General features: G+C 39.4%; 30 protein-coding genes and 3 pseudogenes. 30 read left to right on the forward strand and 3 right to left on the reverse strand.

The genetic code is table 11. The annotated features are described in order from the left end of the window. Window positions 1-75 precede the first annotated feature (75 nt). The 17 genes and pseudogenes from ROSEINA2194_RS21110 (at window position 76) to ROSEINA2194_RS10425 (ending at window position 10,352) form a co-directional block, all read left to right on the forward strand. On the forward strand, window positions 76-243 hold the full coding sequence (locus ROSEINA2194_RS21110; protein WP_007886463.1) for a YgiT-type zinc finger protein: 168 nt from the start codon (window positions 76-78) through the stop codon (window positions 241-243). A gap of 436 nt (window positions 244-679) precedes the next feature. Then, window positions 680-1,441 (forward strand): ABC transporter ATP-binding protein, encoded by a 762-nt coding sequence (locus ROSEINA2194_RS10355; protein WP_007886465.1) that lies wholly within the window; start codon window positions 680-682, stop codon window positions 1,439-1,441. A 168-nt stretch (window positions 1,442-1,609) separates the two neighbouring features. Beyond that, window positions 1,610-3,196 (forward strand): FtsX-like permease family protein, encoded by a 1,587-nt coding sequence (locus ROSEINA2194_RS10365; protein WP_081453902.1) that lies wholly within the window; start codon window positions 1,610-1,612, stop codon window positions 3,194-3,196. A gap of 83 nt (window positions 3,197-3,279) precedes the next feature. Further along, window positions 3,280-3,729 (forward strand): hypothetical protein, encoded by a 450-nt coding sequence (locus tag ROSEINA2194_RS10370; RefSeq protein ID WP_007886470.1) that lies wholly within the window; start codon window positions 3,280-3,282, stop codon window positions 3,727-3,729. Window positions 3,730-4,223: 494 nt separating this feature from the next. Continuing rightward, a complete protein-coding gene (locus ROSEINA2194_RS24060; protein WP_007886472.1) occupies window positions 4,224-5,039 on the forward strand; it encodes a reverse transcriptase domain-containing protein in 816 nt (271 codons plus the stop codon). Beyond that, complete coding sequence (locus ROSEINA2194_RS24065) at window positions 5,040-5,519, forward strand: RNA-dependent RNA polymerase family protein (RefSeq protein WP_007886473.1); 480 nt, start codon at window positions 5,040-5,042, stop codon at window positions 5,517-5,519. Between the two features lie 113 nt (window positions 5,520-5,632). Next, window positions 5,633-5,821, forward strand: a complete 189-nt coding sequence (locus ROSEINA2194_RS10380; protein ID WP_007886474.1) for a hypothetical protein — start codon at window positions 5,633-5,635, stop codon at window positions 5,819-5,821. 193 nt (window positions 5,822-6,014) lie between these two features. Then, window positions 6,015-6,395: a hypothetical protein gene (locus ROSEINA2194_RS21500; protein ID WP_217284418.1), complete on the forward strand. Its 381-nt coding sequence runs from the start codon at window positions 6,015-6,017 to the stop codon at window positions 6,393-6,395. A 240-nt stretch (window positions 6,396-6,635) separates the two neighbouring features. Further along, window positions 6,636-7,076 carry a hypothetical protein gene (locus tag ROSEINA2194_RS10395; protein ID WP_007886484.1) on the forward strand — a complete coding sequence of 147 codons (441 nt, stop codon included), beginning with the start codon at window positions 6,636-6,638 and terminating at the stop codon, window positions 7,074-7,076. A 77-nt stretch (window positions 7,077-7,153) separates the two neighbouring features. Beyond that, the gene (locus ROSEINA2194_RS10400; RefSeq protein ID WP_007886486.1) at window positions 7,154-7,597 is read left to right on the forward strand and encodes a DUF3592 domain-containing protein; all 444 of its coding nucleotides are present in this window, start codon (window positions 7,154-7,156) and stop codon (window positions 7,595-7,597) included. A 39-nt stretch (window positions 7,598-7,636) separates the two neighbouring features. After that, on the forward strand, window positions 7,637-8,296 hold the full coding sequence (locus ROSEINA2194_RS10405) for a hypothetical protein (RefSeq protein WP_147334845.1): 660 nt from the start codon (window positions 7,637-7,639) through the stop codon (window positions 8,294-8,296). A 26-nt stretch (window positions 8,297-8,322) separates the two neighbouring features. Next, window positions 8,323-8,460 carry a hypothetical protein gene (locus ROSEINA2194_RS21120; RefSeq protein ID WP_172727094.1) on the forward strand — a complete coding sequence of 46 codons (138 nt, stop codon included), beginning with the start codon at window positions 8,323-8,325 and terminating at the stop codon, window positions 8,458-8,460. Window positions 8,461-8,508: 48 nt separating this feature from the next. Further along, window positions 8,509-8,733, forward strand: coding sequence for a hypothetical protein (locus tag ROSEINA2194_RS21125; RefSeq protein ID WP_172727095.1), 225 nt, complete (start codon window positions 8,509-8,511; stop codon window positions 8,731-8,733). Between the two features lie 334 nt (window positions 8,734-9,067). Further along, window positions 9,068-9,193 carry a hypothetical protein gene (locus ROSEINA2194_RS22510; protein ID WP_021914343.1) on the forward strand — a complete coding sequence of 42 codons (126 nt, stop codon included), beginning with the start codon at window positions 9,068-9,070 and terminating at the stop codon, window positions 9,191-9,193. 102 nt (window positions 9,194-9,295) lie between these two features. Then, window positions 9,296-9,553: an IS200/IS605 family transposase gene (gene tnpA, locus ROSEINA2194_RS10420; protein WP_227970471.1), complete on the forward strand. Its 258-nt coding sequence runs from the start codon at window positions 9,296-9,298 to the stop codon at window positions 9,551-9,553. A gap of 120 nt (window positions 9,554-9,673) precedes the next feature. Next, window positions 9,674-9,793 (forward strand): annotated as a pseudogene (locus ROSEINA2194_RS20415) (class I SAM-dependent methyltransferase); the annotation flags it as partial. A gap of 65 nt (window positions 9,794-9,858) precedes the next feature. Then, window positions 9,859-10,352, forward strand: a pseudogene (locus ROSEINA2194_RS10425) (HD domain-containing protein). Between the two features lie 585 nt (window positions 10,353-10,937). Here the strand turns inward: ROSEINA2194_RS10425 and ROSEINA2194_RS10435 are convergent. Beyond that, window positions 10,938-11,141: a helix-turn-helix transcriptional regulator gene (locus tag ROSEINA2194_RS10435; protein WP_007886509.1), complete on the reverse strand. Its 204-nt coding sequence runs from the start codon at window positions 11,139-11,141 to the stop codon at window positions 10,938-10,940. A gap of 408 nt (window positions 11,142-11,549) precedes the next feature. Between ROSEINA2194_RS10435 and ROSEINA2194_RS10440 the strand changes: the two are divergent. From ROSEINA2194_RS10440 to ROSEINA2194_RS10460, 5 genes and pseudogenes are all read left to right on the forward strand, one after another. Then, a pseudogene (locus tag ROSEINA2194_RS10440) lies at window positions 11,550-11,771 on the forward strand (GNAT family N-acetyltransferase); the annotation flags it as partial. A gap of 73 nt (window positions 11,772-11,844) precedes the next feature. Then, window positions 11,845-12,816, forward strand: coding sequence for a site-specific tyrosine recombinase/integron integrase (gene xerA, locus ROSEINA2194_RS10445; RefSeq protein ID WP_007886511.1), 972 nt, complete (start codon window positions 11,845-11,847; stop codon window positions 12,814-12,816). Between the two features lie 54 nt (window positions 12,817-12,870). Next, window positions 12,871-13,173, forward strand: a complete 303-nt coding sequence (locus ROSEINA2194_RS10450) for a type II toxin-antitoxin system RelB/DinJ family antitoxin (protein ID WP_182384127.1) — start codon at window positions 12,871-12,873, stop codon at window positions 13,171-13,173. Continuing rightward, entirely contained in the window at window positions 13,173-13,394 is a 222-nt protein-coding gene (locus ROSEINA2194_RS23565) for a type II toxin-antitoxin system RelE/ParE family toxin (RefSeq protein ID WP_007886515.1), read from the forward strand. The genes ROSEINA2194_RS10450 and ROSEINA2194_RS23565 overlap by 1 nt, the downstream gene beginning before the upstream one ends. Window positions 13,395-13,435: 41 nt before the next feature. Then, complete coding sequence (locus tag ROSEINA2194_RS10460) at window positions 13,436-14,356, forward strand: DUF7638 domain-containing protein (RefSeq protein WP_007886523.1); 921 nt, start codon at window positions 13,436-13,438, stop codon at window positions 14,354-14,356. Window positions 14,357-14,947: 591 nt separating this feature from the next. Here ROSEINA2194_RS10460 and ROSEINA2194_RS10465 read toward each other — a convergent pair. Further along, entirely contained in the window at window positions 14,948-16,546 is a 1,599-nt protein-coding gene (locus tag ROSEINA2194_RS10465; protein ID WP_007886536.1) for a bifunctional diguanylate cyclase/phosphohydrolase, read from the reverse strand. Between the two features lie 124 nt (window positions 16,547-16,670). On the opposite strand from ROSEINA2194_RS10465, the gene ROSEINA2194_RS10470 reads away from it, so the two are divergent. The 6 genes from ROSEINA2194_RS10470 (at window position 16,671) to ROSEINA2194_RS10495 (ending at window position 21,994) form a co-directional block, all read left to right on the forward strand. Further along, a complete protein-coding gene (locus tag ROSEINA2194_RS10470) occupies window positions 16,671-16,901 on the forward strand; it encodes a hypothetical protein (RefSeq protein ID WP_007886537.1) in 231 nt (76 codons plus the stop codon). Between the two features lie 47 nt (window positions 16,902-16,948). After that, window positions 16,949-18,013 carry an HD-GYP domain-containing protein gene (locus tag ROSEINA2194_RS10475; protein ID WP_007886539.1) on the forward strand — a complete coding sequence of 355 codons (1,065 nt, stop codon included), beginning with the start codon at window positions 16,949-16,951 and terminating at the stop codon, window positions 18,011-18,013. Between the two features lie 13 nt (window positions 18,014-18,026). Further along, a complete protein-coding gene (locus tag ROSEINA2194_RS10480) occupies window positions 18,027-18,593 on the forward strand; it encodes a TetR/AcrR family transcriptional regulator C-terminal domain-containing protein (RefSeq protein ID WP_007886541.1) in 567 nt (188 codons plus the stop codon). A 228-nt stretch (window positions 18,594-18,821) separates the two neighbouring features. Continuing rightward, on the forward strand, window positions 18,822-19,400 hold the full coding sequence (locus tag ROSEINA2194_RS10485; protein WP_007886542.1) for a manganese efflux pump MntP: 579 nt from the start codon (window positions 18,822-18,824) through the stop codon (window positions 19,398-19,400). Window positions 19,401-19,520: 120 nt separating this feature from the next. Then, entirely contained in the window at window positions 19,521-21,275 is a 1,755-nt protein-coding gene (locus ROSEINA2194_RS10490; protein WP_007886546.1) for a B12-binding domain-containing radical SAM protein, read from the forward strand. Next, on the forward strand, window positions 21,269-21,994 hold the full coding sequence (locus tag ROSEINA2194_RS10495) for a 3'-5' exonuclease (protein ID WP_007886548.1): 726 nt from the start codon (window positions 21,269-21,271) through the stop codon (window positions 21,992-21,994). The genes ROSEINA2194_RS10490 and ROSEINA2194_RS10495 overlap by 7 nt, the downstream gene beginning before the upstream one ends. Window positions 21,995-21,996: 2 nt before the next feature. On the opposite strand, the gene ROSEINA2194_RS10500 is transcribed toward ROSEINA2194_RS10495, so the two are convergent. Beyond that, the gene (locus ROSEINA2194_RS10500) at window positions 21,997-22,605 is read right to left on the reverse strand and encodes a hypothetical protein (RefSeq protein WP_007886563.1); all 609 of its coding nucleotides are present in this window, start codon (window positions 22,603-22,605) and stop codon (window positions 21,997-21,999) included. A gap of 349 nt (window positions 22,606-22,954) precedes the next feature. Here ROSEINA2194_RS10500 and ROSEINA2194_RS10505 point away from each other — a divergent pair, with 349 nt between their 5' ends. Together ROSEINA2194_RS10505 and ROSEINA2194_RS10510 are read left to right on the forward strand one after the other, a co-directional pair. Next, on the forward strand, window positions 22,955-24,532 hold the full coding sequence (locus ROSEINA2194_RS10505) for a VanW family protein (RefSeq protein WP_007886564.1): 1,578 nt from the start codon (window positions 22,955-22,957) through the stop codon (window positions 24,530-24,532). Window positions 24,533-24,542: 10 nt separating this feature from the next. Then, window positions 24,543-25,532 carry an AIR synthase family protein gene (locus ROSEINA2194_RS10510; RefSeq protein ID WP_007886566.1) on the forward strand — a complete coding sequence of 330 codons (990 nt, stop codon included), beginning with the start codon at window positions 24,543-24,545 and terminating at the stop codon, window positions 25,530-25,532. The last annotated feature ends 42 nt before the right edge of the window (window positions 25,533-25,574 follow it).

Genomic DNA, 25,574 nt, shown 5'->3' on the forward strand with positions numbered 1-25,574 from the left:
CGTCTGCACCGTTTTTCTTTTATTTACGCTGTGAATGACTTGTGAGAGGACGCTTATACATGCCCAATCAACGCTATGAATTGCACTACAGAATCTGCCAATTTACGTTATGGAACTCACGGTTATGAGATGGATGCCTATGAGGGAATGGCAAAAATTATAGATGATGTAAAAGTTGCGGTCTGTCCAGAGTGTGGTAATATAGAAATGTATTTAGAGAATTTAACTAATTTGAAAGATTAAGCGATAACTTCCAGATGATAAAGCAGAAGTATAGGGTTTGATTCATATGATTTCAGTAAAAAAACAGAGAATTGCTGCTATTATGGTTTTAAGTTCCATCATGCTGATTTTACTTTTGTCGCTAAATTTCCGAATCTGGAGTGGATATTATGCAGAAGGGGATTTGGAAAGTATAGTCATACAGCAGATGGAATGCTTAGGAAAAGTCAAATAGTGAAAACGATATAAGCGAAAGTATATGTTTGCATTTCTATGAGTGTATATGTTTCGGTGGAATAGAAATAATGGTGCTATGGGTATATGATGGCTTTAAAGACCTCGGACAAGGTGAGTTTTCTTTCAGACCGGGAGTTACCCTTTGCAGTCTATCGGTTCGGATGGATGATTAAATACTTCTGATAATCAAATTTAAAATTTATTATCAGGAGGAACTTCGATGTATGTATTAAATGCAAATCATATTTCAAAAAGTTATAAAACTGCAGGAGAAACTATGCGGATTTTGCAGAATGTGAATCTGCAAGTTATGAAAGGAGAAATGGTTGCTATTATGGGACCATCCGGCAGTGGAAAGACTACTCTGCTCCATGTGCTGACCGGGGTTGACACACCGGACGATGGAGAAATCGTAATAGGAGGAGAAACGTTTTCACAGCTTACGGAAGAAGAGAAGGCATTTTTTCGCAGAAAGCATATGGGAATGATTTTTCAGGATTTCCAGCTTTTGGAGAGTTTGACGGTAAAAGAAAATATATTGTTACCACTCATTCTTGAACGAAAAGAAGCAGACATCCAGCAAGAGCGTTTTTCAAGAATAGCGGATGTGCTCGGCATTGAAAAATTAGCTGACAAAGGAATTACGGAAATATCGGGAGGTCAGAAACAGAGAGTTGCGATTGGCAGGGCGCTGATTAATGAACCGGATATTATTTTTGGAGATGAGCCAACAGGAAGCCTTGACCGAAAGACCACCGGGGATGTGATGCGATGTATGAAACAGATGAATCAACGGTCTGGCATCAGCTTTCTGCTTGTGACACATGATGCTTATACGGCATCCTTTTGTGACCGGGTACTTTTTCTACAGGATGGGAATCTGGCAAAAGAAGTAAAGAAAGAGAACACTGCCGATAATTTCAGAGAAGATATATGGAAAACGCTGTGCGGTTTGGGAGGTGGAAAAGATGACCTTTTTTGATATTTCCCGAAAGATGCTGAAAGCTGGTTTTTACAAATATCGATTGTACTTTCTATGCAATTTATCTGCAACGGCATTATTCTGTTGTTTTGCAGTTATTTCCAAAAACAGGACGTTTATGAATGCGTCGATTGTAAATTCATCCATATCCAATAACATTTATCTTCCATTTTTTCTGTCTGCAGTGTTTCTGGTTTTTTTCTTCCTGTTTCGTGTCAGGCATTTCTGGCATCAAGAAAACAGGAATACGGCGTGATGTTTTCTCTTGGCATGAGACGGAAGGAAGCGTTTGGAAACTTACTTTTTGAAAATGTGATCATATCCGTGCTGGCATTAGCAATAGCACTTGCGGCAGGAACTGTGCTGTCATTTTTATTTTTTTCCGTTATCATTTATGCAATAGATGTTCACGGAGTGCAATGGCAGTTTTGCCCGGAAGCATATAAGCTTACAGCAGTTCTATATACAGTAGTGGTGGCAGTTGCCTTTATCCTGAATGCCGGGAGACTTATGCTGGATAAAATCGGAACCCTGCTAAAAGCACAATATCGGGCAGAAAAAACAGGAAAGATCGGTACGTTCTTATGCAGACTTGCACCCAACTACATGAGGTTTCATCTGGTGGAATGGTCATTTGTCCGCAGACACAAGAAAGAATGGGGATGTAGGTATGTTTTAGCCTCTCTCATAATAGCGGTATCTGTTATGCTTACGGGGGTATGTGTGACTTTATATCCGGCTTTTCTACAGGATGCAAAAAGTTATTCTCCCTATGACATGGTGTACTCAGAAATCTATGGAATGAATCAGGTTTCAGTACAGGATGTCCTTCATATATTGGAGAAAAATGGTGTTACTGTAGAACAGGTCATTCAGCTTCCCTATATCAGAGATGATGTTTTTAATTACCTTCCTGTGACAGAAATAAACCGGGATTTTGGATGTGATTATCAGATTCAGGAAGGCGAGTTTTTGAATTTGTTTCAATACAATCTGGAAGATGGGTATGAACATAACATACAGCCAGTATCTACTGTAACGATTTCCGGGGACAGAAAGCTACAGTCTGTTGGAACAGATGTAAAGATACTGTTTAATCAAAATCCGACCTTTGCAGATAAAACACTGATCATCAACGATTCTGATTTCGAAAAATTAAGTGCAGATATAACAGGTAGTGCTGGTATCGCAAACTTGTTTCAGTTTCAGAATTGGGAAGATTCTTATGCAGGAGTATGTGAAGTAAAAGAATATCTGCAGGAAAGCAATCAGTTGAATGAAGATGAGCAGACATATTATGAATTGTCTTCGAAGGTGGAGAAATACCAGGATGCAAAGAAATCAGGACAATTTTTATTATTTTTGATGGCATTTTTGATAGGGCTTATGATAATGGCTGAGTTTCTGTTAATTCATTCACGTATCCAGGCAGAGAAGGAAGAAAATAGCAGGGTCGTTTGTAGTTTGCGAATGTTGGGAATGATAGACAAGGAAATGGTAAAGTGCCTATGCTATAAGAATTTTCTAAGATTTATACCGCCATTGGTTGTGGGAACAATCCTTTCTTTCCTGCCATCTTATTATCTGAATGAGAGTTATGGAATGGGGACGAATGGAATTCTGGCAGGAATCGTATTTGGAGTGATTTTGGCAGTCGGAATATTCGTAGTGGTACGCAGGTATTCTGAAAAAGAAGAAAAACTTTATGAAAGCGGTTTTATAATACAAGGAAGAGGATTTTTTGATTATGGATAAGTAGAAAAAGATTCAAATCCTGTGTATAATTAAAAGATAAAGATAGAGACAACTCGGGATTTTGGGAGCAGGAGAAATCGAGATTGGAGGATAAATTGGTGAACAAGATTTTCAAATGTCTTATTCGATTTTTGATAGAAGTGATAGTTATGACAGTTTTGATTGTTGGAATCAACATATTTATGAATGGTATGTATCTTTGGGGATTGCCCCGCATAAATGATATTCAGTCTGTAAATATCACGTATCCGAGTGTCACGGATGATGTTAAAGAAATTTCGAGCCGTGAGGATATTGAGTTAGCCTTAAAGCTAACGGGATTTCTGAAATATGATTTATTTGGGGAAGTGAATAGCGAAGAAGAACCTGCTATTACAATTACTTATTTTCTTAAAGATGGAACAAGCAAAACCATCTCCGCTAATAACACTACTGTCTGGTGGAACAATAAAATTCATGTAATCAAGGACAAGGAAATGTTTATCAACCTAACAGAGGGAATTTTCTTTCTGGAAGATTTGCAAACAAAGTAAATCAATTCCAGTTGTGCGCCCAGCTAAGGGTGTGTAGTCAAGCCGGTGGGATTCCGGTTTATCCAAGGTTTAGCCAACCAGATAATAGCGAGTCTTGGGATGATGCCGGTAACGGCATCTGACAAGCGTAGACAGCAAGAAAGCAGGGTTGAATAGTGATTGAGCTTCGAAACGTTAACTTCAGTCGGTCGACGTCTTAACTGGTGCGGAAGACAATATCATGTAATGCGATATGGCGAGTGTTATGTGGCACTGCGGAGTCAGAGAACCAATCATGTTTTACATTATGAATACACATCAACTGGGGAGAACCTGCCATTTCTCGAAGAAGAGTATGAAATTGCAACTGAAAACGGAGTATTTCAAATGAATGGTAGGTGGTCGGACAATCCCATAGTACTGTAGAAATCGGGCAATGCCGATGGAGGGAAGGGGATTGCATAGTAAAGGTCTTACTGAGGACACATTATCCGTACTCAGGGACGGAGGAAATAATGGAAACGAAATTAGTGAGAATAGCTGAGATATCGGCAACATCAAAACATCCTATATTTACATCAGTGTACCATTTGATAAATGAAGATATGCTAAAGCAATGCCATAAGGAATTAGATGGGAACAAAGCAGTCGGAATTGACAAGGTAACTAAGGATGAGTATGGGAAGAACCTTGATAGAAATATCAAGGAACTGGTACAGAGGTTGAAAAACAAATCCTTTAAGCCACTTCCGTCACTGAGGGTATATATACCTAAAGGAAATGGAAAGAAACGACCATTAGGGATTGCTTCCTATGAAGATAAGATTGTACAAATGGCAGTGAAGAAAATACTGGGAGCTATTTATGAACCGAGATTCTTAAACTGCATGTATGGATTCAGACCGAATAGGGGGTGTCACGAAGCAATAAAAGAAGTATACCAACGGATAAGCTATGGAAAAATCAGCTATATCGTAGATGCCGATATCAAAGGTTTCTTTGACCATATCGACCATGATTGGATGATGAAGTTCCTTGAATGGAATATACAGGATAAGAACTTATTGTGGCTAATACGTAAATACCTTAAAGCAGGAATAATGGAGCAAGGAAAATTCGAGCCAACAGAGGAAGGTTCGGCACAAGGCTCAGCAATGAGTCCGATGCTTGCAAATATATACATGCATCATGTGCTGACGCTGTGGTTTAAGCTGGTGGTGCAAAGGGAAATGCAGGGAGAGTGTTTTCTCGTCAACTTTGCGGATGATTTTGTTGCAGGATTTCAATATAAGTCAGAAGCTGAAAGATACTATAAAGAGTTAAAGGAATGAATGGAAAAGTTTGGACTGGAGCTGGAAAGTAGTAAAAGCAGACTAATTGAATTTGGGAGATTTGCAGAGCAGAATCGTAGAGCAAGAGGAGAATGTAAACCTGAAACATTTGATTTTCTGGGGTTTACCTTCTACTGTAGCAAAACTCGAAAGGGAGGTTTCGTGCCAAAGGTACAGACTTCAAGAAAGAAGTTTGAGCAAAAGGTTAGAGCATACAAGAACTGGATTTACGATAATCGAAATCGACCAATGCGAGAAATAATTAAAGAGTTGAACGTAAAACTAATTGGACACTACCGGTATTATGGTGTTACATGGAATTTTCGGAAGATAACAACATTCCTGCATAGAGTACAACAGTTTCTATTCAAAGCCATGAATCGGAGAGGTTGTAGACGGGCATACACATGGAATGGATTTGTGGAAATGCTCAAGTATTACCCGTTAGCAAAACCTAAAACGTACTATTGTTTATATTGAAGCGAATGTTACTATGAGGAGCCGTATGCGGGAAAGCCGCACGTACGGATCTGTGAGGGGCTAAGATTGAGAGGTCTTAGTCTACTCGACTTGGTGTTTAGGAGATTACAAAAATGAAAAAGCTTTTTGATGTACCAGATTCATATAAAGAACACATAACTAAGTATGATAGTAGTGATGGCTTTTTAGCGTTGGGGATAATAGTAACATATTTTGTTGTTATGACTATTTCTGGTATAATTGTACAATATATTTCTCAATTGCAAATCACTATTATAGGTGGAGAAATCAATGTGTTTTGATTGATTCACTTGTTATTCAGACAGATGCTAACAGTAAGCAGGTAGCGGATTTTGCATTAATCACTTTTGTACAGTCGCTAAATCTGACAGATAATCAAAGGCATGAATTAATTAGCCTGTTAGATGATAAGTACAGAGTCTCAAGTATAATGGCTATTGCAGCTGGAAATTTAAGTATCTAAACAGGTGGGTTTTGATAGCATTTGTGGCATTGCTCATAGGTATGGTTGTCAGCACTTTTTTCAATTTTGATGGGAGTGATATCTTTGTTTGTCTGTATTATGTTATAGTAATATTTATAGCTGGAGCATGCGTTCTGACAGAGAATGCAAATATAAGACAACTGAGAAAAAAGCAGGTGTTACAGTATGATGTTGTACTTGTGCAAAAGCAACCAGTGATTGAGACGGAGTCTTATGGCGCTGAAAATATCCGGGATACGAAGCGGTTTTACCCAATATTGGGAAGGGATGTACATTCGGGATATGAGAGTACGTGTTTCCTTTCAGAAGAAGACTATAAGAAAAGAGAAATTGGTGACACGATAACAATGACACGATTTATATGGAAGTAGGGAATGATTGCTGATGTATCCATTGCATTTTCTGGGGTAGTAGCATCAAGTGTATTGATTACAAAACGTAGATCGCATTCTAAATGAGATTTTCTTATATGATCTCTCGGAAGGGAAATATAAAAAAAGATCTGGCGATTATGTTTAACCACGGAGATATCGGCGAAATTGTCTGCAGAGGATACGAAGATGATGAACGGAGATTCCGCTCGTTATTTTTAAATACAGGAGCATAATGTGATGAAAAAGATGTATTTCCTTAAAGATAGAAAAGAGGCGGTTATCGATCGACTGACCTATATGAGTAAACATAGACAGGAGTATCTGCAGGATAAGGAACATGGCATGATAACGCTTCAGTTCAAGCAAGGCATGCCGGTGATTCGTTTCTCATCAGGCAGGGTAACGTCATATTGGGATTTTTCTTTTGATGGGAAAAAGGTGACCGTGCAGCGAAGGTGTTCTTTATCTGATAAAATTATCTGGGGAACACTTTTGATTATAGATTTGTTCAGACAGTCGATATGGCTGGGGCTGGCATGGTTTTGTGCGTTGCTGTTACTGGAAGTATTACCGTTCTATGCGCTGGAATCTTGTGTTACTTTTAGACATGTGAAAATGTTTGTGACTCATTATCTGGCTGATTATATAGGGGAAAGCGAGGAAATCTACGAAATGTAAAAGTTAATGAAATGTTTGTGCCTGATGGGAAGGTTGTTCCTAAAAAAATAGAGTATACAATGATGGAGAAATAGAAAATGATTATTGCGATTGTAATAGGCGTCTCATGTCTGTTCTGGATTATAGCTGCCATATTGTTTGTATGTGCAAAAGGTGTGGATCGCAGGATTAGTGAGTCGAAGAAAGACTGCGTGGAGAAGACGACTGCGACAGTTGTGGATGTGGAAGAAGTCTACAAGAGGAATGTGGATACCTATAATTACACATGGTATCCCGCATACGAATTTTATGTAAATGGCGAACGGGTAGTACAAAAGAGTGTGATTGGAACAGGAAAAAATTCTGTTCAAACAGGGCAGCAGACAATCTTATATTATAATCCGGAGAATCCACATATGATATATGTTCCGGCAGAAAATCAGACGTCTGTATCGACGATCCTGAAAATAATAGGGATTGCTTTTGTGATTTGCGGATGTTTAGCGGGAATCATTGGTTTCGTTGTGTCTAAGAATATGTAAACATATAGCGTGAGTATTTATATGAAACGGGGGTACACATTGAGAAAAATAAATTGGGTAATACCTGGTGGCAGAAGCAAGCGCATGTTTCTTATGCTAGGATGTGTGTCATGGATACTTATGCTTCTGTGTAGTTGCGGAAGAAATCTGCCTGATTCAGAACAGGTGATTAAACGATATTTGAAGGAAAAATACAATCAGGAGTTTCAGATTGTACATACTGAGAGAAAAAATATTGGTCAGAATTTTGGTGAGTTCATAAATACTGGGGAGGCAGTATCACTAAATGAATCAGATGATGCTTTTTCATTTACGATTTATGAAGATGGAAGAATCACAGATAATTATCCCAAGGTGATACTTGGGAATCAGATCAAACAGGATATTTATTCAATATTAGATCACGGGAAACTAGAATACACGAATGTTGATATTCGTTTCATAGAGAGTGATCAGGAATATGTTACTTTTGAGGATTATAAAAGCAACCATAATGTTTTAATATTCAGTGACTTGAAAGGTTTGGAGACCAATGTCGATAAGAATATTGAAAATGCATATGACCTTTTATGTGCACTGAGAGACCAAGGCTATTATTTTTGTTTGACAATAGATATTGATAAAGCCAGTAAAACGATTATTTATGATCAAGACAATGAAATGATTTCCAAAGATTCATTCATTCAGAAGTTCAGTTAACCGGAATGTATGCAAGGTGGATTGCTATGCCGAAAAATAGTAATAGTGGAAGTGATCTGGCAACATATACTGCAAGCAATGCGGAACTATTGACAGAGCAAAATTATACAGATATTGATGCGTTGGTCTTTGCAGAAATTATTCATAGGGGGTTTTACGGATGAGGAAGGTGAAGTTTTTACGAATAAATATTTGACTGCTGGGGTGAGACAATGAAAAAAATCCAAACGAATCAGACGAAAGAGAAATTCTATGAAAAATTGAATATGGAATATCAAAAAGAGCGTAACCATGACAAATGGCATCCGTGTACACATCTGATAAAAAAGATGGGAAGTATTATGTATATTATCGTTCAGGAAAAAATGTCTATAAATGGTCTGTGCAATACCTTGAGGATCAACAGATCATTGAACTGCAACATGTGTGGAATATAGCGGATTATGTGATGTGGATTCCGTTAGCGGCAATGGATGTATTTTTTGCGTGCTTTTGTGTGTTCAATAAACTATGGCAGTATATACCTGTATTATGCATGGTAATTGCAGTACTGGAATTTCTGCCCTATTATGTGTTTGTGGCTCGTTTAGGAGAAAATGTAGTGACGAAGTATATAATAAGCTGTTTGGAAGACAAGGATCTATAGAACAGATACTAGGATGAATGATATGCTGAAAGCAAGGAAATCTACGAAATGTAAAAGTTAATGAAATGTTTGTGCCTGATTCTGGGCAGCAGACAATCTTATATTATAATCCGGAGAATCCACATATGATATATGTTCCAGCAGAAAATCAGACGTCTGTATCGACGATCCTGAAAATAATAGGGATTGCTTTTGTGATTTGCGGATGTTTAGTGGGAATCATTGGTTTCGTTGTGTCTAAGAATATGTAAACATATCGAAGAAAAATAATGTATGGAGAAACGAAAAAGGATTTAGTGGAAATCATAAAAAAATTGTGTGAGATGAAGCAGGTGTAACTTATTGATGGAAAGGTGTGTGTAGACCACGTACATATGTATGTGGCTATTCCACCAAAGATGTGTGTTTCTGAATTTATGTCTTATCTAAAAGGAAAAAGTACATTGATGTTGTTTGACAGACATCCTGAGTATCGGACAAAATGGGGAGACAGACATTTTTGGGCAAGAGGATATTTTGTTTCTACAGTAGGTAATGTGAATGAAGAAACGGTAAGAAAATATATTCAAGAACAAGAAGAAAATGATAAGTTAGAGGATGGAAGAAAGTAGCAGGCCTGATTTAGCGGGCGACTAGTAATAAAGGTGCTGCGAAACGCCGCCTCTGGCGGAACCAGTAGTAGACCCTGGAGGGGTAAAAGTTAACCCCCCATTTCAAATGGGGGTTGCTAACTAAATCATATTGTGGAGCCGCAGCCGCCGGAATACATGATGGATATTCCGGGGATGCAGGATGAAATGCGCCGTCCCATGATGCTGATTGTATCGGCGAACAAAAAAGTGGATAGATAGAACTAAAACACCTATAAGGTATAAATGGAGGTAATTTATGTTTTAAAGAAAAAATTATTATAGAGATGAAAGAAGTATTCAAAGAAATTCCTTTTGGCATAGAGCATACTCTCAAAGTTTTGAAAAATGCAGAAGATATAATGAAAGGAGAAAATATCGGAGAGGAAGAAAAAGAATTCATCAGTATTATTGCTATACTACATGATATTGGTGCGGTTGAAGCACAAAAAAATACGGTTCTATTGATGGTGTCTATCAAGAAAAGGAAGGACCAGAAGTAGCGAAAGAAATATTAAAAAAGGTAGGCTATAACAAAAATATTGATAGAATATGCTTTATAATAGGCAACCATCATACTCCATCTAAAATTGATGGACTTGATTTTCAAATACAATGGGAAGCTGATTTGCTTGAAAATTTAACGGTTATGGATAAAGAAAAAGAACAGGAAAAGATAAAAAAGTGTATAGATAAAAACTTTAAAACAAACACAGGAAAAAGGATAGCTTGTTCTGCATGTCATTCATATTGTGGAGCTGCATGTCGTAGAATTGGATAATTAAAAAGTTTAAAACTGTGTTATAGAAAATAAGCATTAAGCAGCACTCTTATTATTAATTTCAATGTAAAGCGATAAGGGGAAACCTTATCGCTTTATTAAAAGAAGAATGTGGGATTGATAATCATTTAATTTTACATAATTAGATGTCAGTAGAAAGTTTATTAATTTTTCTTAGAGCAATACGATAAGAAATGTAAAAAAATAACAATGTTACAAGGAAATAAACAGTTAGAAATATTAAGGAGACTATAATTCTTTGATTAATTAGTTCAAGATAGAAAAAAGTATCAATTTTGGAACTCATAACAAAAATGGTAATACTATTTAAACTAGAATAGCATAGTGCAAATAGCCAACACCAGTGTGGAAAATGTTGGGTTCCATTAAAAAGAACTCCTTTTATTGACATCCAAATGAATAACGCACAAGGCGCTAATGAAATAACCCAACCGTTTAAGCTTGTTTGAAAAAAATAATCTAGTAGATTAGTAAGATTATCTAATATAATTATACCCCAAAAAAGTTTAACATAAATTGTGTTCCGAATATTTGTGATCCTTTCATCACAGTGAATGGTGGTTTTCATAAGTTGTCCTCCTCCCAAAATAAATCGTTTAATGTTTTGTTAAGTACTTTACATATCCGAATACAAAGCTGAAGACTGGGATTAAACTTTCCGCCTTCTAGTAAGTTGATAGTAGGGCGTGTAACATTAACTTTGGCAGCCAGTTCTTCTTGAGAAAGATTCATCTCAACGCGCGCTAATTTAAGACGCATATTTTTCATTTATATAACCTCCTTTCTATATGCATTATATGATATATCAAATAAAATGTAAAGTATATAATACAAAAAATAATAAATATATAACGTTATGTGAAAAAGATTATTATGTTTTGGTAATAGAACTTTTAAGTATTTGATTCAAGTGTCGGAGTAATAAAAGAGTTACGAAATAAAGTAAAAGCAAATTAGGAGGAATTGATATGATGCCATATGAAGTAGGAAAGACGTTTATTATTAGGGTTCCATTATTATCTATAGAGACTTATAAGGAATTATGTTCAGAAAAGGATAATGATGCTTTATAATCGCTTCATTTTAGATTAGTAGTAGATTATTACAGTTATGTATTTTAATATCGCAAAGAAAAAATAGTAGTTAAGTTTAACCCTAGGGTTAAATGATGAATATGTTAAGGGCATTTTTGTTTCTGGTGAAATGCAATCGCAGGGTATAGGTAAAATTCTGCTGAATTATGCAAAGGATAAAAGGAATAAGTTGTACTTGAACGTATACCAAAAGAACGCACGGGCAATATCTTTTTATAAGAGAGAAGGATTTGAGATTCAGCATAGTGGCTTAGATGAGGCTACCGGAGAAAAAGATTATGTAATGACATGGCAACACAAATAGAAATTTCAGTAATACGCTCTGTTGATGTGCTGATTTTTCTACGATATACTCCTTCAAAAAGGAGTGTTCTCTTATGGGTAGAGAAATTTATGACATCATCAATGACATGGCAGAAGTATTAAATGCATCGCAGATGCAGAAACTACAAGAGGTGTTGGTAAAACGGTTATCTGAAAATACTGTATCTGATTATTTGCAGACAACGAATATGGACTTTCTAGATATGTTTTTAACTACAAAGCATTTAGAAAGGTGTTCTGACAAAACAATACGCTATTATAGGTGTAATATTGAAAAGATGTTGGATACAATAAATATTCCGGTCATAAAGATAACGACCGAGATGCTACGAAAATATCTTGTAGAGTATCAAACGATAAATAATTGTGGAAAGGTAACTATTGATAATATTCGTAGAAGTCTTTCCACATTTTTTTCGTGGCTAGAGGAAGAGGATTATATTATAAAAAGCCCAATGAAAAGAATTCATAAGGTAAAGACTGCCGTTATTGTAAAAGATACCATTCCGGATGAGAAAATAGAAATTCTTAGAGATAATTGTAATAATCTGCGTGATAGGGCAATGATTGATTTTCTGCTTTCAACAGGAATTAGAGTAGGCGAATTGGTAAGGCTGAACATTGATGATATAGATTTCTCTGAGCGGGAATGCGTGGTTTATGGCAAAGGAGACAAAGAGAGGAAAGCATATTTTGATGCTAAGACCAAAATTCATTTGTTGAATTATATTGAATCAAGGACAGATAATAATATAGCGTTATTTGTGTCGTTAAACAAACCACACAGTAGACTTACTGAAAGCGGTGTGGAGTTACGATTACGAGAAATGGGGAAGAAGTTAGGTGTAGAAAAGGTACACCCACATAAGTTCAGAAGGACTATGGACACCAGAGCAATTGAGAAAGGTATGCTGATTGAACAGGTACAGAAAATTCTGGGACATGAGCAAATAGATACAACGCTCAGATATGCAATGGTTAATCAAAACAATGTGAAGCTATCGCATCGAAAATATATTTCATAGATTGACTTGTAACGCAAAAGACGTTACAATAAAAGAAAGATGGAGGTGTATTCTATGGGAAAAACAGCAACATTAAATATAAGAGTAAATCCAGATGTAAAAGAAAATGCAGAAAGTGTATTGGCACAATTAGGGATACCAATGGCTACTGCTATAGATATGTATTTAAAACAAATATCATTAGTAGGAGGAATTCCCTTTTCTGTTGTATTACCAAAAGCAGCTAATTCAGTGAATGCAGATATGATGTCTGCTACACAGATTCATCAAAAGTTAGAAAAAGGATATGCCGATATAGAGAAAGGAAATGTTGAGGATGCAGCTAGTGCGTTTGTGGCATTTAGAGAGAGGCATTAATGAAGCAATATAATCGCATTGCTGATGAAATACTTACATTAGACACTTTCCCGGAACGATTTAGGATTATGGATTCTGAGCCGGAAAAGAGAATGGAGTTGCGTAGAATGCTCGTCGATAATTATTCAGTATTTTACACAATCCGTGACGAAAGGGTAATTGTAACGGATGTGTTATACACGGCATCTGATATAGAAGCACGTTTGAGAGGCGAGCTATAAAAGCACGCGTTTATTTGAATTTTATAGCGAGGAGGTTATTTATGGCATGGGTATACAGACAACAAATGATTGAGGGAGAAACTGCCTTTGGCATAATTCACAATAGTTCATACTTTTTTGCGGAACTGGCGGTTTATGAGGATGGAGTAATAAATTGTTGGAATAAAAATGATCTTAACCAGTTTCAAAATTCATTGGAAAGAGGATGGGTTGTTCCACAAATTCCAATAGGAGAGTCAATAAGTGTATTTCAGCTTGGGGATTTTCCTGTTCTTGATGCCAGATGGTTGCATGACAAAAAAAGTTTTTATGAATATATTGTGGGAATTGTGCGCCGTTTGAATCCGGAAATGAAAAATTTGTATTGTGAGCAGCCAAGAGTTACTCAAAAGTGGAAAGATGCAAGAGTATCGTGGTCAGCATATCCAACAGAGTGCAAAATGAAGGATAAGTTTGGATATAGCCTTTATGATGGAAAAAGTCATTTTATTTTTTATAAAGATGAAAATGGTCTTGAGCTTACACTGTTGACAGCTTATGAGGATAAAACACTTCGAATTGAGGCAAAAGGCGATATATATTATTCCCTTGATGAGATTTTTGAAATGTTTGATAATAATGAACTTGTGGTAAGTATTGATGATAAGCAGTGGGTGAAAATTGAGGGCATTGGTGAAGTCTTGTTTGGTGCAAGCGAGTTGGGTGAGAACTCGCTTGATGAAATGAAAAGTATTATAAGGGAAATGGTTCTTGATGTTGCAGGTGAAGAAACTGCACATGATAAGTGCGTAAGAGCATATCATGAATATCTTGAATATCCGTCAGATTTTAATAGAGAAGTATTAAGGAAAGCTTATGAAGCAGTTCCAGAAAGTGAAAGAATGTATCTTGGGGATATGGATAGTAAAGATAGTGATTATAGAAGGATTTTGTATTACCCGGATAAGAAGAGAGAAGTGTAGATTTAGATAAAACAGGACAGGAAATATAATAGAGTGTTGCACCAGTTGCATATGTAGCATATAAGAAAAAGAATATATACATAAGTATATGTTTTTATTACATTTGTAATTTGTTTTCTGTAATAAGTTTTGTATTGGAAGTGATGGGATAAATTTAGAAAGACACTCGAAACTTTCAGTTTGAGGAGGTGAACACTTTGGATTTTACAGGCACTCATCCCATAACCGTAAGTTCCATAACGTAAATTGCAGATTTTGTGGTGCGATTTATGACGTTGATCGGGCATGTATAAGCGTCCTTTCGCAAGTCATTCGTAACGTAAATGAAAGAAAAACGGTACAGACAAATATGATTTCCTTCGTGAGCCATGGAGCTGGGATTCTAACAATCATGGAAGCTTCAGCTGAACATGATTGTTGTTCAGAAGCCCAGCGGAATGCCCGGCGAACAGGAACATCATATTTCGTCTGTACCGTTTTTCTTTTCATAAACCTATAAAATCACGACTTGTGAAAGGACGCTTATATCTGCCCCTTACAACCTATAAAAGCACCACAAAATCTGCTGCTCCACGGTAAGTGAAACTCCGGTTATGCAATCGAAATTTTTCCTTCATGGATGAGTTCCACAAATTTTTTGACAAGCACAGGATCAAATTGCGTACCGCTGTTTTTTTCAAGTTCATTGACAGCGTATTCCACAGAAAGCGCCTGCTTATAAGGACGTTTGGCGGTCATTGCATCAAAACAGTCTGCAATGGTGAGAATCCTTGCCATATAAGGAATATTCTGACCGGCGAGACCACGTGGATATCCGGTGCCGTCATAACGTTCATGGTGGCCGACAACTGCCGGAATCACATAATCCATGTCTGGCAGATAACGGATCATCTTTGTGGAATTTTCCACATGTGTTTTCATAATAGCATATTCCTCGTCAGTAAGCTTTGAGGTTTTCTGCAGGATGCGTTCCGGGATGCTGATTTTTCCGATGTCGTGTAAAAGACCGGCATCACGGATGATCTCAATGTCGTTGGAATTCATTCCAAGTGCTTCTGCAAGTATAACGGCATATTTGGAAACATTCATGGAGTGGATGAAAGTGTAACTGTCCTTGGCATCAATGGCAGCGGTAAGTGCATAAATGGTTGGGGCAACACGCTCATATGCGGCACGGATATCCGGATCGTGGGAGCGTTCATCTATTCCAGGGCGGTAAACTTCAATATTTCCTTTTCCAGCCTGCTTTCCATAATAGATGGCCTGTTCTGCGTTGTGCAGAAAGGAAGCAGCATCAGTGGAAATATCAGGGAATACAGATATTCCGCAGGTGATCGTGATATCCCAGACGGTGTTGGCAGGAGTGGCATCCGTGATGGCGTCCACTATACGTTTGCAGCAGCTGCAGGCTTCATCTATATCCGTTCCCGCTTTTAAAATCAGAAATTCATCCGCACCAAAACGGAAACCGATGTCTTTTGATGAAATTTCCTGAAGAATGATCTGCGCAAAGCGGTGGATCAGGTTATCGCTTTCCTGTGCACCATACAATTCGTTATACAGTTTGAAATCATCAATATCGAGCACGATCAGTGTGGATGGCTTCTGATGCTGGCATACATGGTCAATACATTCAAATGCGTGTTTGCGGTTGTACAAAGAAGTAAGGTCATCGGTAATAGATGCGCGGTATGCATTCTGATACAGGTTGGCATTGCGCAGTGCATAGGAGGAATAGTAACATATTTTTTCCAGATATCTGAGTTCCTCTGGGGCAAAGTCCTGTCCGTCATGGGCTGCAAGATAGAGAAAGCCGATAATGACCTGATTGTATTTGAGCGTATAAATGGCGGTGATGTGTTCTGCATTCAGCCAGTTGCGCTGTCTTGGAGTCATAAGGTCGAGGATGTGTTTTCCGGTATCGTTGAGCATGATCAGATTCGGGGAATCTTTTAGCTCCTGAAGCATGGAATCAGTGGGAACACTGTATGATTTTGTGCAGGCAATACTGCCACATTTACGGATGACGGAAAAAACGTGGCGTGTGTTCTGGTTCATCATCAGTAAAAGTCCGTCCGGCTGCAGGATATCCTGCAATGCTTCAATTGCGGCATCGTAAATCTCATCTGCGTTTAAGGTATTAATGACTGCAGTGATAAAATGGTCGAAAACTTCTTCTCTTTCTCTCATAAGGCTCCTTGTGTGCGCAAGTATTTTATGTAAATTAATCCTTTTAACTTGTGAATGTTCTTTTATTATACTATAATATTATATGAATGACACGTAAAAATTTTGTGTCTGTTGGAGGCAGGGCATGAGGCAGGAAGAATTTAAAATGGAACGCACAGGTCTGGTAGAAATAGGACAGGTGATCCCGATCACAGAGGGAAAACTGCCAAACTCTTATTATTACACATTGGGAAAAGCATATGCGATGTCTGCAAATTATCCTGTTGGAAACAGGATCAGATCCGGAGAGGGAAAAGTTGTAGATGTAAAAGAAACGGAAAAGGGATATTTTGTAACAGTTGAATTTGATGAATAAATGAGTTAATATAGAAATATTCTTTTTTAAATTGAAAGGAAACATATATGCGTTATTTACCAACGAGTAAACTGACGCCTGGAATGGCTCTTGGTCAGGATATTTACGATGGAGCGGGAAGACTGTTACTTGCAAAACACCTGCTTCTCTCGGAAGAATATATTTCCAATCTTGAATTTTTAGGGTTTCCAGGGATATACATTGATGATGAATTTACGCAGGGCATAGAGATCCAGCAGGTTTTAAATCCGCAGGTGAGGAGTCAGGCACTGAAAGTAGTGCATGACATGTTTGCATTTGATGTGGCCTCAGATGCAGAAGAAGATATGCCGGTCAGTGAAATTAAAATACAAAAGACGATCGAGCGCATTGTGGAGAACATTTTGAGCAATGGAGACATTATGTGCAATGTGTTAGATATCAAGAATTATGATGATTACATTTATTACCATTCCATTAATGTCGCCATGATGTCAGTGCTGCTCGGAGCGAATTACGGAATGAATGAAGAATCATTGTATCAGCTTACGACGGCGGCGATTCTTCATGATATAGGAAAGAGGTTCCTTGACATAGGGATCATCAATGCAGATCATGCATTGACAGAAGAGGAGACACAGCTTTTGCGGAAACATCCGGAGCTGGGAGCAGATTATTTAAAAGGTAACTATCATTTTTCTACACTCGTATATGCGGGTGTCATGCAGCATCATGAAAATTACGATGGAACCGGCTACCCGCTGGGAAAGAGTGGAGAGCATATTCCGTTGTATGCAAGGATCATCCGGCTTGTGGAACAATATGACGATATGGTATCACTTCATCGCGGAAGGGAAAATCTGTCACCTTCAGATGCAATGGAATACCTGATGGCAGGATCAGGCAGCTTATTTGATCCGAAGCTTATAGAATTGTTTGTAGAGAAAATCGCAGTGTACCCGGTAGGATGTGAAGTTGAATTGTCCAATGGGATGCATGGCGTGGTTGCGAAGAATTTTGAACGGTTTTTCTTAAGACCGGTTGTCAAGGTAGTAGAAACAGGCGAGATGCTGAATCTTCGCGATGATCCGGATACAAGAAGCATTATTATTACAAAAATGGTAATACATTAGGCATGAGGTAATTATGACAGGACAGGGAAAGAGTGCAATTGATACACTCTTGGCGGAAAGCTTTAAGGAACTTGCCAAGAAGCATCCAATTGAGAAGATTACAATTAAAGAGATCACTGATCTGGCGGGTGTTATCCGGCCGACATTTTATAATCATTTTCAGGATAAGTATGAATTGTTAGAGTGGATCATTACGACAGATCTGCTCGATCCGATCGAACCGCTGATCCAGAATGGGATGATCAGTGAGGGACTGGTACTTCTTTTTACAAACATCGAAAAAGACAGTGAATTTTATTCGCGTGCAATAAAGCTGGAGGGACAGAACTCATTCGGAGAGATTGCACAGAGCTGTGTGGAGAAGATTCTTTTGAAGGTGATAGACGGTGTCCATACAGGTAAGAAACAGAAGTATTCGTGGCTGACGCCAAAGCGGATCGCAGAGTATTATGCACAGTCCATGTGCTATGTTGTAATTACATGGATCCAATCGGGAATGACGATTTCTCCAAAGGAGCTTGCAGAGATTTATGATTATATCATCAAACGTTCTATGGATGATATTATCGCAGAGATGTAGGAGATGAAGAAAGTATACGTGCTGCACGTGATGTGTGGCACTTTTTAGGTTAAGCAGCATTTTTCCATGAAAAAAAGAAAGAAACATATCTTTGTTTTTCTGTAAAAACAACATACAATCATCAGGCATTGTCTATGGAAAAAAAGCCGAAACAGGGTATAATAGTGATTAGAAAGATTATTAGGACAAGTCTGTCGATCGCAGCAGCAGGCAGAAGCGGGAGGATTCATGAACTGGATAGAAAATCTGTTGATCCTGGTAGGCATATCGCTGGATATTTTTGCCGGTATGGAGTGTCAGGGATCACTTGTAGCGAAAATAGATAAAAAACATCTGACATTAGTATGCGGACTCATTGCCATCTGGCAGTTGGCAGCACTTTATATTGGTAATGTTCTGGCGGGATTACTTTATATCAATGATCTTGCCAGAAATGAGCGTTTTATTGGAACTGTCATTGCAGCGGTTATTTTCTTCTGCCTGGGTGTCAGACTGATTGTAAAAGCGATCAAGAATGAGCGTGTGAATGAGCATAGAGAGGAGAATCTCGGTTTTAAACGTTTCTGGCGTATGGCAGCAGTGACAAGCATTTACACACTCCTTACAGGAATTGCATTTGGTTTTCTGGGCACCAATCTGACGGTGATACTGATCATGATCGTCTGCCTGACCATTGCAGTTGTCATTATGGGTACTTATACTGGATATCATTTCGGGTTTGAACATAAGAGAAAAGCTTATGTGGGTGGTGCTATTTTACTCTGGATTGCAGGATTTGATGTAGTATTCCGCTACGCAATGATGTAGGACAGGTTTTGAAAAAAGATAATAGGTGAAATACAAATGCGGAGTAGTCTCAGAAGAGGTTGAGAACTACTCCGTTTTGTCTTATAATGAGCATAATCATTTTACAGAAAGAGACAGAACATGAAAATATTTTTAACAGCGATCAACGCAAAATATATCCATTCCAATCTGGCGGTTTACAGTTTAAGAGCCTATGCCAAAGACTATCAGGATCAGATTGTGATTGGTGAGTATACGATTAATAACAGGGTAGATTATATTTTAGAACAGATTTATAAAGCAAAACCGGATGTGCTGTGTTTTTCCTGCTATATCTGGAATATGGATTATGTGGAGGAGCTGATCACAGAGTATCATAAGCTGTGCCCGGAAGTACCAATCTGGGTAGGTGGCCCGGAAGTTTCCTATGAGGTGGAAACTTTTTTAGCGGAACATCCACAAGTGACAGGTGTGATGATCGGAGAGGGTGAACGTACATTTCAACAACTGTGTAAATATTATGTAAACCAAACAGGCTCTCTGGAGGAAATCAGGGGAATTGCGTTTCGGGATCAGGACAGTGGAAAGACTGTTTTCACACCGGCACAGGAACCGATGAATATGTCAGATATTCCGTTTTGCTACGATCACATTGAAAATTTTGAAAACCGCATTATTTACTATGAATCAAGCCGTGGCTGTCCGTTTAACTGCAGTTACTGCCTGTCATCCATAGACAAAAAACTGCGTTTCCGGGATATTGAACTGGTGAAAAAGGAACTGGCATTTTTTATCGAGAAAAAAGTACCACAGGTGAAGTTTGTAGATCGTACTTTTAACTGCAGACACGATCATGCCATGGAAATCTGGCGATTCGTAAAAGAACACGACAATGGGATTACCAACTTCCATTTTGAGATTTCTGCCGATCTTTTAAATGAGGAGGAACTGGCGCTGATCCATGATATGCGCCCGGGACTGATCCAGTTGGAGATTGGCGTACAGTCCACGAATGAGATAACCATCCGGGAAATTCACCGGACAATGAAACTGGAACTTTTAAAGGATATTGTCCGGAAAATCCAGGGCGGTGAAAATATCCACGAACATCTCGATCTGATCGCAGGGCTTCCTTATGAGGACTACGCAACTTTTGCAAAATCGTTTGATGAAATTTATGCACTGAAGCCGAACCAGTTACAGCTTGGATTTTTAAAAGTGTTGAAGGGCTCTTACATGTACGAGCATGCGGCAGAATACGAGACTGTTTACCATGCGAAAACACCGTATGAAGTGATGAAAACGAAGTGGCTTAGTTTTGACGATGTGTTGAAAATTAAACAGGTAGAAGAGATGCTGGAGGTCTATTACAACAGCGGACAGTTTGAAATTACGATGAAAGTGATGGAACCATTGTTTGACAGTGCCTTTGCAATGTTTCAGGAGCTTGGTGTTTTTTATGAGGAAAAAGGATATTTCGGCATGAGCCATTCAAGAATCCGCAGAGCAGAGATATTACTGGAGTTTATGCGGGAGCAAAAGAGCGAGGATGCGGTACTGCAAATGCTCGAAGAGAGTCTGACATTTGATCTTTACTACCGTGAAAACTGTAAGAGCAGACCGTTCTGGGCACCGTCACCGGCAGAGTTTAAGGAGCAGACGAGATATTACTGCAAAAACGGTGTGAAATCTCATGTGGAACCATTCCATTACCGTTTCCCGGAAAAGAGTAAAAAAGCACTGAATGAAATTCCGACGCGCCTGAAACAACCGGTTTATATGCTGTTTGACTATGAAAAACGTGATCCGTTGGATCATCAGGCGCATGTGACAGAGGTGGCGGCAGCCAGCATGACTGAGGGGGCAGAAAATGTCGGAAAGGCGAAGTTATGTTAACTGATTACGTGGTGATCGATCTGGAAATGACAGGGCTGAACGCAAAGACAGACCGTATTCTGGAGGCTGGAGCTGCAAGGGTGCGAGGAAATGTCGTGACGGCTACTTTTTCGGAGATCATCAATCCAAAACGCAAGCTGCCGGAAAAGGTAGTTTCACTTACAGGCATTACAAATGAGATGGCTGCGCAGGGAAAAGAGACGGATGCAACGCTTGCAGCATTTTTTGATTTCATCGGAGAGGATATTCTGGTGGGACAGAATGTGATTTTTGACTACAGTTTTTTGAAGCAGTGGGCGGTGAATCACAAGCGTACTTTTGAGCGGAATGCAGTAGATACATTAAAACTGGCAAGAAAATTTCTGCCACAGGAACAGAAAAAAGACCTTGCAAGTCTGTGCAGCTATTTTGGGATCGAGCGTGTTCATGCACACCGTGCACTGGATGATGTGATGGAAACGCAGCAGATTTTTGAACAAATGCAAAAAATGTATGAGGCAGGAGCAACGGGGGCGTTTCGACCATATCCGTTGCAATATAAAGTGAAAAAACAGTCCCCGGCGACACCACAACAGATCAAATATCTGAAACAGTTTGTGGAATTTCACGGAATTCCAATGCCGGAAATTTATGAAGATGCGTCGCGCAGTGAAATCTCAAGGCTTACCGATCAGCTTATTGCACAATATGGAAAAATGAAAAAAGAACCATCCCTGTAAAATCAGGCATTCTGTAAAGTGTGCAGCTGCTCTAAGATGGCAGATCTCATCATAGAATCAAGTGAGGATGCCTTATTGATCAGTTCCTGGATTTTGGACGCATTTCCCTGTTCCCTGTAAAGTTCTGCGAGGAGCGTATAATTGGCGCGGATGTCAGAATCAATGGAGATGCCGAATTCCAGAACCGGAACGGCTTCTGCTTCAAATCCGTTTTTGATCAGGCAGTCTGCATAGGCGACAAGATTCCGTAAAAGGGTGGTATAATTCTGGTCATATTCTGACAAAACAGGAAGATTCGCAGGACCATAGGCAAGCTTTAAGTCCGTATTGCTCTGATGGCTCAGATTTAAAATTTTTCTTGAGGCAAGATTTTTCAGATCGTTTTCGTAATCCGTTAATTCTTCATCATCAGAGATACCTATTGGAAATTTTTCCAAGGGTATGGTAATATAGGGAAGATTGCTGATATCCTTGCGGCGGATCTGGTTCGCCTGATCTTCACGGCTCCAGAAATCTTCCGTCACTTTCTTTTGCTGGGCAGTCGCACGCTTGCGATAATAGGCAGCAACCGAAAGAAAGATAATAAAGAGTCCTAAGAATGGAAATGCCATGTTGTATTGTCCTTTCTTTTGTATAAATTCAAGAATAGAAAGAGGTAGTTCTATGTATAATTTTGGTAAGAAAAAAAATCAAAAATTAATGGCTGCAATTGTGATTATTGTAGTTGCTACAATGCTTATTACAACCGTGCTTGCCGCTTTCATGTAAAATATACTAAAATTCCAGGGGGCAGTCAATCATATTCGTGGTTATGCACCTTGAAAATCAGCCGAATAATGGGGTAAAATGTACGCGTAGGCAAAAGTGAGCATGAATGATAGGGCGAATGCCCGTCAGCCCGAAAATCTGTGATTTGTCGGGCTTGCACTGCGGTGTGAAGAAAAGAGAAAGAGATCAGCTATGAATAATATTTCAAAAAAATGGATGAAATGGATTCCACTGTTTACGTTGACTGCATTGTGTATCGGTTTTGCAGGAAACAGGGCAGTCACAAAGGCAGAGACAGCAGAGGATCATAAAATTGCAGATGGCGTTTATATCGGAAATGTCTATGTCGGCGGCATGACAGAGGAAGAAGCTGGGGATGCCATCAGTGCATATGCACAGAGCGTGGATGATGCTGTTTTGACACTGAATGCCAATGGAAAAAGTGTGGAAGTGAGTGCACAGGAGCTTGGCATCACATTTCAGAATACCAATGCAGTGCAGGAAGCACTTGCGGTTGGACGAAATGGCAATTTGATCAAACGATATAAAGATAAAAAAGATCTGGAACATGGAAGTAAAGTATTTGAACTTCCATTAGGATTAAATGAGACAGCAGCAAGGAAAGTATTGACTGCAAAAGCAGAAAAACTGAACAATGAAGCAGTTGACAACGGACTGATCCGTGAGAATGGGCAGTTTCAGTTTATTGAGGGAAGTTCCGGCGTTGAAGTAAATGTGGAAAAATCCCTGATGACGATCGAAGATTACTTAAAAAACAACTGGGATGGCACAGATGCCTCGATTGACCTTGTGGCAGAAGTTGTGGAGCCGGAAGGTACGAAGGAAGAACTGGCAAAGGTAAAAGATCTGCTTGGCAGTTACACGACCAATTACAGTACTTCATCTGCCGGAAGATGTGCTAATATCAGTGTGGCAGCAGGCAAGATCAATGGAACCGTATTATATCCGGGAGAGGAGTTCTCTGTTGGACAGACGATCGGACCGTTGACGGCAGCGGGCGGTTATGAACTTGCAGGTGCTTACGAGAATGGACAGACCGTGCAGTCTTATGGCGGCGGTGTATGTCAGGTGTCAACAACGTTATACAACGCAGTGTTAAAGGCGGAACTTGAGGTGACACAGCGCTCAAACCATTCCATGATCGTAACCTATGTAAAACCATCTATGGATGCTGCAATTGCAGGAGATTACAAGGATTTAAAATTTGTCAATAATCTGGATGCACCGATTTATATCGAGGGGTATACGGTTGGAAAAGACATTTATTTTAACATATACGGACAGGAGACCAGACCTTCAAACCGCAAAGTGACATATGAGAGTGAGGTCGTATCGGAGGAAGATCCCGGCACACAGTTTGTGGCAACCGGAGATGCAATCGGTTCTATCTCGACAACCCAGGGCAAACATATGGGATATGTGGCAAGACTGTGGAAAATCGTAACAGTCGACGGCGTGGAGCAGAGCAGAGATGCAATTAATAAGAGCACTTACAAATCATCTCCTAAGATCGTGAATGTAGGAACTGCATCTGCAGATCCGAATGCAGTGGCAGCGGTCAATGCAGCATTGGCAACCGGGGATGAGGCGACAATTTATGCAACGGTCGCCCAGTATAGCGGAGCAGGACAGACACCGTCAGAAGCTCCGGCGGAGGCACCGGCGGACAGCTCTGCGGAAGCAGCAGCGATCCTTGGAACCGTGGATGAGAGCCAGATTACAGGAAATACAACAACAGAAGGACAGTAGATAAAAGATTATGAAAGTTGGAAAAGTACCGGAGAACGTGCTGAAACGTTCTGTTTTTAAACAAATTCATACGATGAGACCGGAAGTGGTTTTGGGAGCCGGAGTTGGCGAGGACTGTGCAGCAGTGCAGCTTGCGGAGGATGAGACACTTGTGATGTCGACTGATCCGATCACGGGAACAGCGAAGGATATCGGAACGCTTGCAATCCAGATCACGGTGAATGATCTTGCGAGTGCAGGGGCGGAACCAGTCGGAGTACTTCTTACGGTACTTTTGCCAACTTCTGTCTGCGAACAGGATCTGTGCCTGATGATGAAGCAGGTGGAGGAAGCCTGCGCAAAAGCAAATGTGCAGGTCATGGGCGGACATACCGAGGTTACAAGAGTGGTAAACCAGCCGGTCATCAGTGTCTGTGGAGTCGGAAAAGTGAAAAAAGGACATCTGATCTCCACTGCAGGTGCAAGACCGGGCATGGATATTTTAGTCAGCAAATGGATTGGAATTGAAGGTACTTCCATTATTGCAAAAGAAAAAGAAGAAGAATTAAAAACGCATTTTGCAGTTCCTTTTATTGAGCATGCAAAAGCGTTGGATGCATATATTTCTGTACAGTCTGAGGCCGCAGTCGCCGTGACGTCTGGCGTTAGTGCAATGCATGACGTGACAGAGGGCGGAATTTTCGGAGCTCTGTGGGAAATGGCAGAAGCATCTGGCGTCGGACTTGAAATCGACTTAAAGAAGATACCAATTCGTCAGGAAACAGTAGAGGTTTGTGAATTTTTCGGAGTGAATCCTTATCTTTTGATCTCCAGCGGATGTATGCTGATGGCGGCACAGGATGGAAATCATCTGGTGCGCGAACTGGAAAAAGCAGGGATCAAAGCGACAATCATCGGAAAAGCTACCGTAGGAAATGACCGCGTTCTGCTGAATGAGGATGAACGAAGATTTTTAGAGCCGCCAAAGACGGATGAGTTATATAAAGTGATCGGAAGATAATTACTGCAGACGTAAAAAACAGGATCCGATCCGGTAAAATAT

Source organism: Roseburia inulinivorans DSM 16841 (assembly GCF_000174195.1).
GTDB classification, from domain to species: domain Bacteria; phylum Bacillota; class Clostridia; order Lachnospirales; family Lachnospiraceae; genus Roseburia; species Roseburia inulinivorans.

Excerpts from the sequence above, each read along its gene's own strand:
- xerA (WP_007886511.1), top strand. The coding sequence starts at position 11,845 with ATGGGTAGAGAAATTTATGACATCATCAATGACATGGCAGAAGTATTA.
- ROSEINA2194_RS10475 (WP_007886539.1), top strand. The coding sequence starts at position 16,949 with ATGCGTTATTTACCAACGAGTAAACTGACGCCTGGAATGGCTCTTGGT.
- ROSEINA2194_RS10500 (WP_007886563.1), bottom strand. The coding sequence starts at position 22,605 with ATGGCATTTCCATTCTTAGGACTCTTTATTATCTTTCTTTCGGTTGCT.
- ROSEINA2194_RS10490 (WP_007886546.1), top strand. The coding sequence starts at position 19,521 with ATGAAAATATTTTTAACAGCGATCAACGCAAAATATATCCATTCCAAT.
- ROSEINA2194_RS22510 (WP_021914343.1), top strand. The coding sequence starts at position 9,068 with ATGATATATGTTCCAGCAGAAAATCAGACGTCTGTATCGACGATCCTG.
- ROSEINA2194_RS10460 (WP_007886523.1), top strand. The coding sequence starts at position 13,436 with ATGGCATGGGTATACAGACAACAAATGATTGAGGGAGAAACTGCCTTT.
- ROSEINA2194_RS10355 (WP_007886465.1), top strand. The coding sequence starts at position 680 with ATGTATGTATTAAATGCAAATCATATTTCAAAAAGTTATAAAACTGCA.
- ROSEINA2194_RS10505 (WP_007886564.1), top strand. The coding sequence starts at position 22,955 with ATGAATAATATTTCAAAAAAATGGATGAAATGGATTCCACTGTTTACG.
- ROSEINA2194_RS24060 (WP_007886472.1), top strand. The coding sequence starts at position 4,224 with ATGGAAACGAAATTAGTGAGAATAGCTGAGATATCGGCAACATCAAAA.
- ROSEINA2194_RS10495 (WP_007886548.1), top strand. The coding sequence starts at position 21,269 with ATGTTAACTGATTACGTGGTGATCGATCTGGAAATGACAGGGCTGAAC.
- ROSEINA2194_RS10400 (WP_007886486.1), top strand. The coding sequence starts at position 7,154 with ATGATTATTGCGATTGTAATAGGCGTCTCATGTCTGTTCTGGATTATA.
- ROSEINA2194_RS23565 (WP_007886515.1), top strand. The coding sequence starts at position 13,173 with ATGAAGCAATATAATCGCATTGCTGATGAAATACTTACATTAGACACT.
- ROSEINA2194_RS21110 (WP_007886463.1), top strand. The coding sequence starts at position 76 with ATGAATTGCACTACAGAATCTGCCAATTTACGTTATGGAACTCACGGT.
- ROSEINA2194_RS24065 (WP_007886473.1), top strand. The coding sequence starts at position 5,040 with ATGGAAAAGTTTGGACTGGAGCTGGAAAGTAGTAAAAGCAGACTAATT.
- ROSEINA2194_RS10480 (WP_007886541.1), top strand. The coding sequence starts at position 18,027 with ATGACAGGACAGGGAAAGAGTGCAATTGATACACTCTTGGCGGAAAGC.
- ROSEINA2194_RS10435 (WP_007886509.1), bottom strand. The coding sequence starts at position 11,141 with ATGAAAAATATGCGTCTTAAATTAGCGCGCGTTGAGATGAATCTTTCT.
- ROSEINA2194_RS21125 (WP_172727095.1), top strand. The coding sequence starts at position 8,509 with ATGAAAAAAATCCAAACGAATCAGACGAAAGAGAAATTCTATGAAAAA.
- ROSEINA2194_RS10450 (WP_182384127.1), top strand. The coding sequence starts at position 12,871 with ATGGGAAAAACAGCAACATTAAATATAAGAGTAAATCCAGATGTAAAA.
- ROSEINA2194_RS21120 (WP_172727094.1), top strand. The coding sequence starts at position 8,323 with ATGCCGAAAAATAGTAATAGTGGAAGTGATCTGGCAACATATACTGCA.
- ROSEINA2194_RS10470 (WP_007886537.1), top strand. The coding sequence starts at position 16,671 with ATGAGGCAGGAAGAATTTAAAATGGAACGCACAGGTCTGGTAGAAATA.
- ROSEINA2194_RS10510 (WP_007886566.1), top strand. The coding sequence starts at position 24,543 with ATGAAAGTTGGAAAAGTACCGGAGAACGTGCTGAAACGTTCTGTTTTT.
- ROSEINA2194_RS10395 (WP_007886484.1), top strand. The coding sequence starts at position 6,636 with ATGAAAAAGATGTATTTCCTTAAAGATAGAAAAGAGGCGGTTATCGAT.
- ROSEINA2194_RS10485 (WP_007886542.1), top strand. The coding sequence starts at position 18,822 with ATGAACTGGATAGAAAATCTGTTGATCCTGGTAGGCATATCGCTGGAT.
- ROSEINA2194_RS10465 (WP_007886536.1), bottom strand. The coding sequence starts at position 16,546 with ATGAGAGAAAGAGAAGAAGTTTTCGACCATTTTATCACTGCAGTCATT.
- ROSEINA2194_RS10380 (WP_007886474.1), top strand. The coding sequence starts at position 5,633 with ATGAAAAAGCTTTTTGATGTACCAGATTCATATAAAGAACACATAACT.